A 13,827-nucleotide genomic window follows, 5' to 3' on the forward strand; every position below is an offset into this window, starting at 1 on the left:
GACCGGCGGCGTGCAGAATCGTGCCCCGTCGATTACGCCGATCACGGGGATCCGCCATGCCGTTCGATGGTTTCATCTCGTACAGTCACGCCGCCGACGGGCGGCTCGCGCCTGCGGTGCAGCGGGGTCTGCACCGGCTGGCGAAGCCCTGGCACCGGCGCCGGGCTCTGTGGATCTTCCGGGACCAGACCGGTCTCTCGGTCACCCCCAAGCTGTGGACGTCCATCCAGGACGCACTGGACGGATCGAAGCACTTCGTGCTGATGGCCTCCCCCGAGGCGGCGTCCTCACCGTGGGTGAACCGGGAGATCGAGCACTGGCTGGCGACGAAATCACCGGACCGCATCCTGCCGGTGGTGACCGACGGCGAGTGGCGCTGGGACCCCGCGGCCCGTGACTTCACCGCCGACTCCACGGCGGTGCCGGAGGCGCTCCGCGGCGTCTTCGCCGAGGAGCCGCTCTACCTGGACCTGCGCTGGGCCCGCGACGACCTGCACCTGAGCCTGCAGCACGTCCGGTTCCGCGACGCCATCGCCCAGCTCGCCGCGCCGATGCACGGGGTCAGCAAGGACGAGCTGGAGGGCGAGGACGTCCGCCAGCACCGCCGGGCCCGGCGGTTGTCGGCCGTCGCGGCGATGGCCCTGATCCTGCTCACCCTGGTCACGTCGCTGACCGGAGTGGTCGCGGTCCGCAACGCCGAGCGGGCCAACCTGGCCGCGGCGGAGGCCGTCCGCCAGCAGCGGCTGGCCTCCGAGCAGCGCGGCACGGCGGAACGCGCCACCGCCGAGTCGCAGCGGCAGCAGGCGAACGCCGCGGCCCAGGAGCAGAACGCGCGCGTCCAGCTGGAGAACGCGCGGGCGCAGGAGGATCGGGCGCGGACCGCGGTGGCCGAGACCAAGCGGCAGGAGGGGCTCGCCCGTCAGCAGCGGGCGCTGGCCGAGGAGGCCGCCACCGAGGCGTCCCGGGAACAGGCCAATGCCGCGCGCTTCAAGGCGAGCGCCGCCACCCAGCAGGCCAACGCGGAACGGCAGAAGGCCAACGCCGAGAAACAGCAGAAGCTGGCCGGCCAGGCCGCCGAGGAGGCCGCGCAGCAGAAGGCCAACGCCGAACGGGAGATGGCGAACGCGAAGGCCCAGCAGGACCTCGCGAACCGGGCGACCGAGCGGGCGAAGGAGCAGGAGCAACTCGCCGAGCACCACCGCGAGCTGGCCCGGCAGGCCGAGGAGGAGCGCAAACGACAGGAACAGCTGGCCAAGGAGGCGTCCGAGGAGGCCCGCCGCCAGCGGGAGGCCGCGGAACTCGCGCAGCGCATCGTGATCAACCAGCGCCTGATGGAACGGGCCCGCGCCATGATCACCGACGATCCGCGCAAGGCCCTCCGGCTGGCGGTGGCCGCGAAGAACCTGCACGACGACGCGACGACCAGCGAACAGCTCAGCCACCTCGCCATGTCGTCGGCCTACTCCGGGCACATCGACGACGCGATCGACGCCGAGGCCCTCACCGGTCAGGTGGTCGCCACCACCGGCGCCGGCGGGACGGTGTCGCTGTGGGACACCACGATCCCGGCCGAGCCGGTCCGGCTGGCCACGCTGCCGGCCGAGGGGACGGCGGACCGGTCACTGGCGGTCAGCCGCGACGGGCGGACCCTCATCACCTTCGACGGCGGCGAGGTGGCGACCCGATGGGACGTGACAGAACCGGCTGATCCGATACGGCTGACGCCACTGACCGACTCCGCGGGCATCATCGCCGTGAACCTCAGCCCGGACGGGCGGACCGCCGCGACGAGCAACCGGGAGAAGAACACCGTCCTCTGGGACATCGCCGGCGAGACCCCGGTCCGGCAGTCGACGCTGACCGGGGCGTACCCCCTGAAATTCAGCCCCGACGGGAAGACCGCGGTGACCAGCGGCGTCAAGGTCTACGCCTGGGACGTGACCGACCGCAGTGCCCCGGTCCGGCGCGGCGCGTTCGAGCTGACCTGGGGCGCCATCCCCGCCGACGCCCTCATCGAGTACAGCCCGGCCCAGCCCGTCGTCGCCGTGCAGGGGCCCAGCGACTACGTGTACCTCTACAACGTGAGCGACCCGGCCGCCCCGCGGTCGGGCGACTCCCGCGTCGGCGGCCCGGGCGACACCACCCTCGCCTCGATGGCGTTCACCCCGGCCGGCGACATGCTGGCGCTGGGCAACTCGGACGGCGCCTCGGTCGTCGTCAGCGCCGAGTGGAACAACGGCTGGCCCCGGATGTGGACCGAGATCGCCTCGCTCACCGTCCGCGGCGGCCCGGTCCGGTCGATGGCCTACAGCCACGACGGGCGGACGCTGATCACCGCCGGCGACGGCTCCGTCGCGACGCTGTGGACGCCCAAGGGCCGCTACACCCGCGGGCCCGTCGGCACCGTCACCGGCCCGTTCCCCGACAAGCTCGCCGGGCTCGCCTACCGGCCGGACGGCCGTACGCTGATCACCGGGCGACGCGACGGCAAGAGCGTCTCCTACCACCTGGCCGGCCCCGCGGCCCCGGTCGCCGGGCCGGACGTGCCGTTGCAGAGCGGCAACCTGGTGGGGATGATGGTCAGCCCCGACGGCAAGACCCTCTACGCCGTCGGCACGAACAACGTCACCACGCTCCTGGACATCAGCAAGCCGGACGAGGCCGTGGTGCTGTCCCGCATCACCGACCCGGGGCAGAACATCTGGGTCGCGTCGACCAGCAGCGACGGGAAGACCCTCGCCGTCGGGCGGGCCGACGGCAGGACCGCGCTGTACGACGTGTCCGACCGGACCAGGCCCACCAAGCTGTCCGACCTGACCTTCGGCAACGGACTGCTGAGCTCGATCGCGTTCTCGGCGGACGGGCGGCTGATGGCGGTCGCCGACGGTTTCACCATCTCGATGTGGGACGTCGCCGACCGCACCGCGCCGGTCCGGCTCACGTCGATCGCGCTCGCCGACTACAGCGGCTTCACCGCGACCTCGCTGGAGTTCAGCCCGGACGGGCGCTTCCTGGCGGCCGGCACCAACAACAACGGCACCACCATCCTGTACGACCTCGCCGACCCCGCCCAGCCGCACCGGATCAGCCTGCTCCCGGCCCACAGCAGCCAGGTGCTCTGGGCCCTGTTCAGCCCGGACGGGCACACCCTGGCGACCTCCGGCATGGACCACTCGATCATGCTGTGGGACGTCACCGACCCGGGCACCCCGATCCGGTTCGCCGTACTCAAACACCCCGACCTGCAGAGTCTCTACGTGGTGTTCAGCCCCGACGGCCGATCCCTGGCGGCCGGCGGCGCGCTCCTCGGCGAGCACAAGTCGATCACACTCTGGGACACCACCGTGCCGAAGGAACTCGCCGACGACCCGGTCCGGCACGCCTGCGCGATCAGCGGCCGCGGCCTCAGCGCCGAGGAATGGGCGCTCTACATCCCCGAGCTGCCGTATCGATCGACCTGCTGATCATGACGTGCCCCCCGGACGGGCCGGAGAGGCCGTATCGTCATGGTGCTTCTCACGGAGGTCAATGTGCGGTTCGGTGTCACCGGTCACCGGGTCCTTCCACCGGGCATCGCCGAGCGGGCGATGGACCACTGGCGACGGGTGCTGCCCACCGGCGCCGGCCTGCTCGGGGTGTCGAGTCTCGCCGACGGCGCCGACCAGCTCTTCGCCGCCCACGTGCTCGCCTCGGGCGGGACCCTCGAGGCGGTGCTGCCGTGGGCCGACTACGGCGGCTCGCTGACCGAGGGCAGCCGGGCCCGGTTCGAGGATCTGGTGCGCGCCGCGGCCACGGTCATCACCGTTCCCGGGGGTGAGCCGTCCGACGAGAGCTTCCTCGCCGCCGGGCAGGCGCTGGTGGACCGCTGCGACCACCTGTTCGCGATCTGGGACGGGCTGCCCGCCCGCGGGCTGGGCGGCACCGCGGACGTGGTCGCGTACGCCCGCGCCCGCGGATGCCCGGTCACCGTGCTCTGGATCGACGGCGTCCAGCGCGACTGATCATCGCCTCAGGCGGCCGGCACCTCCAGCTCTGTGAAGATCTGCTCGGCCAGCTCGCGGTGCTTGCGGGCCGGGTCGGGCTCGCCACCGTCCCGCAACGCCGCCGCCAGGCCGTCGTGGGCGCGGGCCTGCTCGTACCGGTCCCCTATCTCCTCGGCCAGGGTCAGCGCCTGCTCGTGCTGGGCCCGCGCGTCGGCCGGATCCCCCACGGCGTGCAGCACCTGCCCCAGGTCGTTGAGCGCCTCGGCCTCGCTCGCCCGGTCCCCGATCCGCCGCAGCAGCACGAGCGCGCGACGCAGGTGACCGGCGGCCTCCGCGAGGCGCTCCTGACGGACGTGGATCGCGGCGAGATCGGTCAGCACGTACGCCTCGGCGGTGCGATCACCGGACCGGCGAACCGCGGCGAGGCTCTGCTCCAGGTGCGCCTCGGCCTGCTCCAGCGTGACCGGGCGGTGCGGCAGACGTGCCAGCAGCGACAACACGTACGCCTCGCTGAACCGGTCGCCGAGCTCGGCGTACAGATCGAGGGCCGATCCGAACCGCTCCGCCGCCCGGGCCCGGTCGCCCAGCCGTGCGTCGATCAGCCCGAGGCGGACCAGCGCGTCGGCCCGGCCGGCGTCGTCACCGAGGTCCCGGCACAGCGTCCCGGCGCGCTGGTAGTGCTCCGCGGCCTGCCGGTAGTCACCGCGCCGCCAGTCGACGCTGCCCAGGTTGCGCAGCACGAGCGCCTCCGCCGCGGGCTCGCCGAGATGCGCGTACAGCCGCAGCGCCTGCCGGTAGGTCTCGGCGGCCTCCCGCAGACGGCCCTGCCGGCGGTGCAGACGGCCCAGATTGGACAGTGCCCGCGCCTGGGCGTCCGGGTCGCCGACGGCCCGGGCCGCGGCCACCGCGGACGCCGTCACGGTCGCCGCCTCCGCCACCGGCCCGCCCGCGTCGAGATAGCGGAACATCGTCCCGGCGAGATCGATGGTGTGCCGATACCAGCCGTGCGCCGCGCCGTTCGTGCAGACCGCGGCGAGGTTCGGCCGCTCCGCCTCCAACCAGGCGCGCGCCGTCTCCGGGTCGCCGGTGGCCGTCGCGCCGTCCGGATAGAGCGTGGCCATCGCCGTGGTCGCCGTGGCGAGATAGTGATCGAACAGGCGGGTGAGGGCGGCCCGCCGGTCGGTCTCGGCGTCGTGTTCGGCCGCCAGCTCCGCCGCGTACGCCCGCAGCAGGTCGTGCATGCCGTACCGCCCGCCGCGGCCCGGCTGGATCAGGCTGGCCCGGGTCAGCACGTCGAGCAGCCGCCGCGCCTCGCCGGGGCGCGCGTCGATCAGCGCGGCCACCGCGTCGACGTGCACGGTCTCGCCGGGATGCAGCCCCAGCAGCCGGAACGCCCGGGCCGCACCCTCCGGGAGATTCTGGTACGACCAGGAGAACACCGCCCGGACCTCGGCCCGTGGGTCACCGCCCGCGTCCAGCAGATCCAGCCGGACCTGGTGGTCGGCCAGCTCGGTGACCAGCTCGGTCAGCGGCACGTCGGCGCGGTCGGCGGCCAGCTCGGCGGCGATCCGCAGGGCCAGCGGCAGCCGGGCGCAGGCGGCGGCCAGGGCCTCGGCGGCCTCCGGCTCGCGGTCCACCCGGGCCCCGATCAGCTTGCGCAGCAGCCCGACCGCGTCCGGCGGGGGCAGCAGGTCGAGGTTGACCCGCTCGGCGCCGTCGACCGCGACCATGCTTCGCAGCGAGTCGCGGCTGGTGATCAGAACCAGACAGGACCCGGTGCCGGGCAGCAGCGGCCGGACCTGGTCCACCGAGGACGCGTTGTCCAGCAGAACCAGCATCCGCCGGCCGGTCAGCTCCGACCGGTAGCGAGCGGCGCGCTCGTCGGTGCCCGGCGGGATCTCCGGGCCACGGACCCCGAGCGCGGTGAGGAACCCGGCCAGCGCGTCGGCGACCGCCACCGGCTGCTCGGCGTCGTAGCCGCGCAGATTGACGTAGAGCTGCCCGTCCGGATACGCCTCCCGGACCCGGTGCGCCCACCGGACGGCCAGCGCCGACTTGCCGACCCCGGCGGTGCCGCACAGCAACGCGACGGTCAGCGGTGGCTCGTCGCCGTCCGGCGGCGCCAGCAGGCGATCAAGGGCGGACAACTCCCCGGTACGCCCGGTGAACGCCCGCACGTCGGCCGGCAGCTGAGCCGGCACCGTGACCGCGGCGACCGGGGCCACCCCGGAGAGGGCACGGGAGTCGCCCCCCGGCACGGCGAGCACCGGATCGGCGGCGAGCACCTGCTCGTGCAAGCGGCGCAGCTCGGCGCCCGGGTCGCTGCCCATCTCGTCGGCGAGACGGCGCCGGATCCGCCGGTACTGCTCGTCGGCGTCGGCCTGGCGTCCGCACCGGTACAGCGCGAGCATCGCCTGACCGGCCAGCCGCTCGTCCAGCGGGTGCTCGGCGACCGCGGCGGACAGCGCCGGCAGCAACTCGCCGTGCCGGCCCAGGCGCAGCAGCACGTCGTTGCCGTCCAGCTCGGCGGCGAACCGCTCGTCGAGCAGCGTGCGCCGCATCGCGGCCAGCCACGGCGTGTCCAGCCCGGCGAACGGATCACCCCGCCACAGCCGCAGCGCCTGCTCGATCAGGCCGGCCGCGGACCGATCCGACTCGGCCGCCCGCGCCGTCGTCATCAGCCGCCGGAACCGGTGCAGATCCACCGCCTGAGGATTGACGGTGAGCAGATAGCCGCCCGGCTCCCGCCGGATCTCCACACCGTCCGCTCCCGCGACGGCCCGCCGTAGCCGGGACAGATAGCTGTAGAGCGCGCCGGCGGCCCGCTGCGGCGCCTGCTCCCCCCAGACGCGGTCGATCAGCTGGTCCGGGCCGACCGGACGACCGGCCTCCACGAGCAGCACACCCAGAACACATCGCTGCCGGGCATGCCCGAGATCGGCGGGCCGGCCGTCGATCCTGGCCTCCACCACGCCGAGCACACCGAACTCCGCCGCCAACTGAACTCCGCACCTCGCCTCTACCAGGGGATTCAAGAAATCCACAAGGACCGCTACAAGTCTCCCACGTTTCGTACAAGGTCCACCCGCGAGCATTGACATCGTTGAAGGGAACGGGACGCCCTAGCCCGGTTACGCGAAGCGTTACGGGGGAATCGGGACGCCGCAGTGCCACCGCCGGTTACGGACGGCCCGCCCCGACGACACGAGGGAACAGCGAGGTGCCCGCCGTGCATACGGGGGACGGCGGGCATCTCGACACTCTCGCCGATCGGCAGCTCAGGACCGCTCGTCGAACCGGCGGCGCGCCTCGGCGACCCGATCCATGTGCGTCTCGGCCCAGTCCTTGATCGCGATCATGACCGGGAAGAGCTCGTGGCCGAGCGGCGTCAGCTCGTAGTCGACGCGGACCGGCACGGCGGCCGTGACCGTCCGCGTCACCAGGCCGTCGCGCTCCAGCGCCCGCAGGGTCTGGGTGAGCATCTTCTGACTGACACCGGCGATCCGGTGGGCGAGCTCGCTGTGCCGCTGCGGGCCGCCGGCGAGCGCCGGGATCACCAGCGCCACCCACTTGTCGGTGAGCCGGCTCAGCAGCTCCCGGGTCGGACAGCGGTCCAGGAACGCATCGTAGTCACGTTTGGCCTGCTCACGGCGCTGCGCTGCGGTCGTCGTGGCCATCGGAGACCTCCTGCGGTGCCCTAGGTACTCGAAGGTACCTACTTTCTCACAGTGCCCCTTCGTTCGTACGGTCGTGGTGATCGAAAGACATCACGAAGGAGACGGCGATGCGCGCAGTCAGCTATGCACGGTTCGGTGGCCCGGAGGTCCTCCACGTGGCCGAGGCGCCGGTTCCGCAACCCGGGCCGGGGCAGGTCCGGGTCCGGGTCGCGGCCTCGGTCCTCCACCCGGTCGACCTGATGATCCGCTCCGGCCGGTTCCCCGCCCCGCTGCCCACCGGCCTGCCCTACACCCCCGGCTGGGACGTGGCCGGCGCCGTCGACGCGATCGGCCCCTCGGTCGACGGCTTCACCGTCGGCGACCGGGTGATCGGCTTCTCGCCGTGGCTGCGGACCACGACCGGCGCCCACGCGGAGTACGTGGTCCTCGACGCCGCCTGGCTGACCGCGGCACCCGACGACGCCCCCGCCACCGAGGCCGCGACCCTGCCCACCAACGGGCTCGCCGCCGCCCAGGCCCTCGACCTGCTGGCCCTGCCCGCCGGTTCGACAGTGCTCGTCACCGGCGCCGCCGGGCAGGTCGGCGGGTTCGTCCTGGCCCTGGCCCGGGCGGCCGGCCTGCACGCCACGGGCCTCGCCGGCGCCGGCGACCGCGAGTTCGTCGAATCGCTCGGCGCGACGTTCCTGCCCCGTGACGAGGAGCCGGCCGGAACCTTCGACGCGGTGATCGACCTGGCCGTGGTCGGCGCCACCCTGCTGGACCGGGTCCGCGACGGCGGCGGCTACGTGGCCGCGTCCCCTCCGCTGCGGCCCGAGCCGGTGCGCGGCATCCGTACGTTCGCCATGGAGGTCCTCCCCGACGGCGCCCGCCTGGCCGCCCTGGTGGCCCTGGTGAACAGCGGCGACCTCCCGCTCCGCGTGGCCGGCGTCTACACCTTCGACGACGCGGCGGCCGCCCACACCCGCCTGGCCGAGGGCGGCGTCCGCGGAGGCGTGGTCCTCATCCCCTGACCTGGCCACCCGGAACAGCACAGACGGTCAGACCAACTCGAGAACCACGTTGTCCTCCCACTCCTCACCACCGGCACCATGGGCACGGATCATCTCGACGATCATGTCGAAGAGGGTCTCCCCCTCGCCGCGCCGAGCCGCAGCGATGTCCGCCTCCAAGCCTTCGCGATGCGACGGGTGACAGCGACGACGGAGTCCTTCCCGCCAAACGGCGGTCGCCTCATAACCCAGTGCTGTCCGGGACAGGTCGGAGTTCACCCACCGGAACACCCAGCCGCCCTCCGGAAACGGGCCCCACTTCCCGCGGAGGAGCCCGTCGAAGTCGTTCAGGTTGCCGTTCCAGGTGCCGCCGTACGGAATCAGCTTCGAGATCTCGCGAGCGAAGCCCTCGAGATCGGAGAACGCAGCGCCGTCCACCACGAGCACGGGGAGGTCTTCATCGTCGGCCATGACTCCATCATGTCTTTCCGTCGCCGCAGAACGGCAGGGCGGAGGTGGAACCCGGTTTCCAGGCCGCCTCCGACGGTTCCGTGCTGCGGCTCTAATCCTGGCTTCAGGTCGAGCGGGGAGAATGAGCGGCAAAATCATCGAAGGTAAAGGGGGCGGACCGGCGTGCGGATTTTGATCGCGGATGATGACGCGGCCATCCGTGAGTCGCTGGAGCGGGTGCTCGAGGTCGAGGGTTACGACATCAGCACGGTCGCCAACGGGCTCGCCGTGCTCGACGAGGTCACCGGGGCCGGCGGCGACACGCTGGATCTGCTGATCCTCGACGTGATGATGCCCCGCCTCGGCGGACTGGAGACCTGCCGGCGGTTGCGGGCCGCCGGCCGCGTTCTGCCGGTGCTGATGCTGACCGCCCGCGATCAGGTCTCCGACCGGGTCACGGGGCTGGACGCGGGCGCCGACGACTACCTGCCCAAACCCTTCGCCACCGAGGAGTTGCTGGCCCGGGTGCGGGCCCTGCTGCGCCGGCGCGCGCCGGCCGGCGAGGAGTCGCAGGTCCTGTCGTTCGCTGACGTCCGGCTCGATCCCGACCGGTTCGAGGCGTGGCGGGGTGGGCGGCCGCTGCGCCTGACCCGGACCGAGTTCTCCCTCCTGCAGGTGCTGATGCGCAACGCGACCCGGGTCCTGACGCGCGACGCGCTGTTCGAGGCGATCTGGGGCTACGACATGAGCACCACCGCCAACAACCTTCAGGTGTACGTGAGCTACCTGCGCCGCAAGATGGAGGCCGAGGGCGAGCCCCGGCTGCTCTACACGCTGCGTGGCCTGGGATACACGTTGCGGGAGACTCCTCCGTGAGCGGCCACGCCCGCCGGGAGCCGCGCCGGCTGACCCGATGGTGGCGCCGGCAGTCGCTGCGGACCAGGATGACGGTGATCGCGGCGACGGCCATCGCGGTCAGCGTGTTCGTGGCCTTCCAGGTGGCCAGCGAGCTGATGGACTGGAAGCTGCGGGAAACCGCCGTGACTCAGCTGCACGCCGACGCCCGCTCGCTGGCGACGAACGCGCAGCGTGCCGGTCTGGCGCAGGTTCAGCTGTCGCCGTACCCCGGGTCCGGTCGTCTGGTGCGGGTCATCCTGCCCGACGGCTCGACCCGGACGCCGGCCGGTCAGCCCGAGCTGCCCCCGGTCAGTGAGGGCGCCGGGCGCGTGGCCCGTGGCGCGTCGGCTGACCTGCTGGAGTCGACCGATTGGAACGACGGCTACCGGGTCTACACGCTGCGGGCGGCCGACGGGGCGGTTCAGGTGGTCGACGTCGCCGACGACGGCCCGATCAACGAGTTCGGGTTCGGTATGTTGCTGATCGGGTTGTTCTGCGTGGCCGGCGGCGCCCTTGTCGGCCGGGCCGTGGCGCGGACCGGGCTGGCGCCGATCGACCGGCTGACCGCCGCCGCGGTCCGTGTCGCGAACACTCAGGATCTCGACGCCGGCATCCCCGATGAGGGCGGTGGCGAGATCCGGCGGCTGATCCAGGCGATCAACGACATGCTCGCCGCCCTGCGGGACTCCCGCCGGGCCCAGCGGCTGCTCGCCGAGGACGCCGCCCACGAGCTGAAGACCCCGCTCACCAGCCTGCGCCTGAACATCGAGCTGCTGGTCCGGCTCGACCGGCGCGGCACCCTCGACACCGCCCTCTCGGCGCAGAGCCGGACCCGGCTGCTCAACGATCTCGGCGCCCAGGTGGCCGAGTTGAGCACCCTCGCCGCCGAGCTGACCGACCTGGCCCGCGGTGACATCAGCGACGAGGGCGCCGAGCCGCTCGACCTCGCCGACGTGGTGGTGGCCGCCGTGGCTCAGGCGCGTTCCCGCGTGCCCGACCTGGAGGTGGCGCTCGACGTGACCTCCGTGTGGGTGAGCGGGCGTCCCGCCGCGCTGCAGCGGGCGGTGCTCAACCTCGTCGACAACGCCGGCAAGTGGTCCCCGGAGGACCAGCCGGTGCAGGTCCGGCTCCGGGCCGAGGGCGCGTCGGCGGTGCTCGAGGTCGACGACGCCGGGCCGGGCATCGACGCCGCCGACGCGCCGCGGGTGTTCGACCGGTTCTACCGTGCCGACAGCGCTCGGGCGATGCCCGGATCCGGTCTCGGTCTGTCGATCGTGCAGCGGGTCGTCCACGCCCACGGGGGCCGGGCCGCCGTCGCCCGCTCCGCCCGCGGTGGCGCACTGCTCCGGCTCGAACTTCCGGTCACGGACCCCGCCTCCTCGGTCGTTCACTCCCCCAGCGGTTCCTGACGAAAGATCCGGGCCGGGGTCTGGTCCCCGGCCCGGATCTCGTTCATGCCGCCGCTGTCACCGGTGCAGCGCGAACTCCTCGTCGTCGGCGAGCGAGTGCCGTCCGGCCGGCGGCTCCGGCGACGGCCGGGACAGGCGGCTCGGCCACCAGACCCGCCGGCCGATCAGCAGGGTCAGGGCGGGCACCAGCACCGACCGCACCAGCAGGGCGTCGAGCAGCACGCCGAAGGCGACCAGGAACCCGAGTTCGACCAGCATCACCAGCGGAAGTGAGACGAGGACGGCGAAGGTTGCCGCCAGGACCAGGCCGGCCGAGGTGATGACGCCACCGGTGGCCGAGAGGGCTTTGAGCATGCCGTCCCTGGTGCCGAGGCGCACCGTCTCCTCCCGGGCCCGGTGGGTCAGGAAGATGTTGTAGTCGACGCCGAGCGCCACCAGGAACAGGAAGGCCAGCAGCGGCACCGAGTAGTCGATGCCCTGGAACCCGAGGACGGTGTCGAAGACGAACACGCTGCCGCCGAAGGCCGCGGCGAAGGAGACGATCACGGTGGCCATCAGGATCAGCGGGGCCGCGATCGCGCGCAGCAGCAGACCGAGAATGATCAGGACGACGGCGAGTACCAGCGGGATCACCACCTTCTGGTCGCGACTGGTGGTCTCGTCGGTGTCGAGGTGCTCCGCACTCGGCCCGCCGACGATCGCCTCCGCCCCGTTCACCGTGTGGACGGCGGTGCGCACCCGCTTGATCGTGTCGTACTCCGCGGTGGTGTCCGGCGCGTCGATCGGGAACACGGAGATGTCGACCCAACCACCCTTGGCCTCACCTGGGTCGGCCTGGGCCACACCGGGGACGCCCTTGACGACGTCGAGGACCTGCTCCTGGTACGCCGCCCGCGTGTAGACCGTCATCGGCTGGCCGCCGAGCTCCGGGAAGTGCTGACGCAGAACGGTGAAACCGGCGACCGACTCCGGCGTGGACAGGAACTGGTCCTGCTCCCGCAGGGTGCTGGTGTTGCCCGACAGCCCGACGGTGAGCACGCCGAGGACTCCCAGCGAAGCGAGCGTCGCCACCCACCGGCGGCGGCTGATCGCGGCGCCGAGCCGTCCCCACAGGCCCGGCGTCTCCTGCATTGCCGTGTCGAAGCGTGGGATGGCCGGCCAGAAGATCCGCCGGCCGAGCACCACGAGCACCGCCGGGAACAGCGTCAGCATGGCCACCAGCGCGCAGAGGATGCCGGCGGCGCCGATCGGGCCCAGGCCGCGGGTCTCGTTCAGGTCCGCGGCGAGCAGGCAGAGCAGGCCGGCGACCACGGTGGCCGCGGAGGCGACGATGGCCGGCGCCGCGCCGCGCAGTGCGTGGAGCATCGCGACCCGGACGTGTCGGTGGTGGTGCAGCGCCTCCCGGTATCGGGCGATGAGCAACAGCGCGTAGTCCGTGCCGACGCCGAACACCAGGATCGTGAGCAGCGCCGAGTTCTGGCTGTTGATCACGAGGCCGAAGCTCTTGACGAGCAGATAGACGGTCGCCATCGCGGTCAGCGCGGCCACACCCACCGCCACCAGCGGGATGATCCACAACACCGGGCTGCGGTAGGTGAGGATGAGCAGGACGGTGACGACGATGATGGTGGTGAGGAAGACCTGCAGGTCGATGCCGTCGAAGACAGCGTCCATGTCGGCGTCGATCCCTGCCGGGCCGGTCACGTCGAGGTCCAGGCCGGCGGGACGGTCCTTCGCGGTGTCACGCATCGGGCCGATGAGGACCGCCGGTTCGCCGTAGGTCGTACTCACGTCGAGGGTGAAAATCATCGCCTCGCCGTCGTTGGACTGTTGCGTCGGCGGGCCCTCGTCGTTCTCACCGGCCGGTGGCGCCACCTTCGGCGGGTACCGCTTGGCCAGCGTGTCGTAATGACGCTCGACCGCCGCGCGGTCGGCGGCCGTCACACCACCGGCACGGTGGTACACGAAGACGAACGTGTTGTACTCACCACCGGGAAGCTTGTCCTCCAACGCCGCCACCTTGGTGGACTCGGCGCTGGCGGGCAGGGCGTCCACGGCCCTGTCCTTGGTGACCGAGCCCAGCTTTCCGCTCAACGGCACCATGACCGCCGCCAGCGCCAGCCACAGGCCGATCACCAGCCACGGCACCCACCGGCCCGCCGGCCGGCCGGGCGGCGCTTCCTTGGACGATGCTGCGTTGACTGCCATCGAGAGCCTCCTGCATGAGCGTTACGTCGCTTGTCCGAGGCCGAATTCGTACCGAGCGAATCTGAGACGACCATTAATGCGGCGCTCCGGCTGCGGGTGGGACACCGGCGACAAGGCGGCGCTCGCGACCGGCGTACGCCTTGTCCGGTCGTAACCGGGAGTGAGGACAGCACCGATGTCGCGCACGCGGGCGTTCGGCGGCTTGTCATCCGCC

At 72.4% G+C, this 13,827-nt stretch carries 9 protein-coding genes; 5 read left to right on the forward strand and 4 right to left on the reverse strand.

What is annotated here, in order from left to right; all coding sequences use genetic code 11:
• Positions 1-56 precede the first annotated feature (56 nt).
• Together BM290_RS15095 and BM290_RS15100 are read left to right on the forward strand one after the other, a co-directional pair.
• Positions 57-3,464, forward strand: coding sequence for a TIR domain-containing protein (locus BM290_RS15095; RefSeq protein ID WP_093614318.1), 3,408 nt, complete (start codon positions 57-59; stop codon positions 3,462-3,464).
• Between the two features lie 42 nt (positions 3,465-3,506).
• Positions 3,507-4,001, forward strand: coding sequence for a hypothetical protein (locus BM290_RS15100; RefSeq protein ID WP_239143556.1), 495 nt, complete (start codon positions 3,507-3,509; stop codon positions 3,999-4,001).
• 8 nt (positions 4,002-4,009) lie between these two features.
• Here BM290_RS15100 and BM290_RS15105 read toward each other — a convergent pair whose 3' ends face one another.
• Together BM290_RS15105 and BM290_RS15110 are read right to left on the reverse strand one after the other, a co-directional pair.
• Complete coding sequence (locus tag BM290_RS15105; protein ID WP_239143557.1) at positions 4,010-6,982, reverse strand: AfsR/SARP family transcriptional regulator; 2,973 nt, start codon at positions 6,980-6,982, stop codon at positions 4,010-4,012.
• Between the two features lie 279 nt (positions 6,983-7,261).
• Positions 7,262-7,660, reverse strand: a complete 399-nt coding sequence (locus tag BM290_RS15110) for a winged helix-turn-helix transcriptional regulator (protein WP_093614322.1) — start codon at positions 7,658-7,660, stop codon at positions 7,262-7,264.
• 107 nt (positions 7,661-7,767) lie between these two features.
• On the opposite strand from BM290_RS15110, the gene BM290_RS15115 reads away from it, so the two are divergent.
• Positions 7,768-8,670 (forward strand): NADP-dependent oxidoreductase, encoded by a 903-nt coding sequence (locus tag BM290_RS15115; RefSeq protein WP_093614324.1) that lies wholly within the window; start codon positions 7,768-7,770, stop codon positions 8,668-8,670.
• 27 nt (positions 8,671-8,697) lie between these two features.
• Here BM290_RS15115 and BM290_RS15120 read toward each other — a convergent pair whose 3' ends face one another.
• A complete protein-coding gene (locus BM290_RS15120) occupies positions 8,698-9,120 on the reverse strand; it encodes a barstar family protein (RefSeq protein ID WP_093614325.1) in 423 nt (140 codons plus the stop codon).
• 162 nt (positions 9,121-9,282) lie between these two features.
• Between BM290_RS15120 and BM290_RS15125 the strand changes: the two genes are divergently transcribed.
• Positions 9,283-9,975 carry a response regulator transcription factor gene (locus BM290_RS15125; RefSeq protein WP_093614327.1) on the forward strand — a complete coding sequence of 231 codons (693 nt, stop codon included), beginning with the start codon at positions 9,283-9,285 and terminating at the stop codon, positions 9,973-9,975.
• On the forward strand, positions 9,972-11,405 hold the full coding sequence (locus BM290_RS15130; protein WP_093614329.1) for a HAMP domain-containing sensor histidine kinase: 1,434 nt from the start codon (positions 9,972-9,974) through the stop codon (positions 11,403-11,405). The genes BM290_RS15125 and BM290_RS15130 overlap by 4 nt, the downstream gene beginning before the upstream one ends.
• A 57-nt stretch (positions 11,406-11,462) precedes the next feature.
• On the opposite strand, the gene BM290_RS15135 is transcribed toward BM290_RS15130, so the two are convergent.
• The gene (locus BM290_RS15135) at positions 11,463-13,613 is read right to left on the reverse strand and encodes an MMPL family transporter (protein ID WP_093614331.1); all 2,151 of its coding nucleotides are present in this window, start codon (positions 13,611-13,613) and stop codon (positions 11,463-11,465) included.
• Positions 13,614-13,827 lie beyond the last annotated feature (214 nt).

Source organism: Actinoplanes philippinensis (genome assembly GCF_900113015.1).
GTDB classification, from domain to species: Bacteria; Actinomycetota; Actinomycetes; order Mycobacteriales; family Micromonosporaceae; genus Actinoplanes; species Actinoplanes philippinensis.

Coding starts and splice junctions, on each gene's coding strand:
- BM290_RS15100 (WP_239143556.1), top strand. CDS start 3,507: ATGGTGCTTCTCACGGAGGTCAATGTGCGGTTCGGTGTCACCGGTCAC.
- BM290_RS15095 (WP_093614318.1), top strand. CDS start 57: ATGCCGTTCGATGGTTTCATCTCGTACAGTCACGCCGCCGACGGGCGG.
- BM290_RS15135 (WP_093614331.1), bottom strand. CDS start 13,613: ATGGCAGTCAACGCAGCATCGTCCAAGGAAGCGCCGCCCGGCCGGCCG.
- BM290_RS15115 (WP_093614324.1), top strand. CDS start 7,768: ATGCGCGCAGTCAGCTATGCACGGTTCGGTGGCCCGGAGGTCCTCCAC.
- BM290_RS15120 (WP_093614325.1), bottom strand. CDS start 9,120: ATGGCCGACGATGAAGACCTCCCCGTGCTCGTGGTGGACGGCGCTGCG.
- BM290_RS15110 (WP_093614322.1), bottom strand. CDS start 7,660: ATGGCCACGACGACCGCAGCGCAGCGCCGTGAGCAGGCCAAACGTGAC.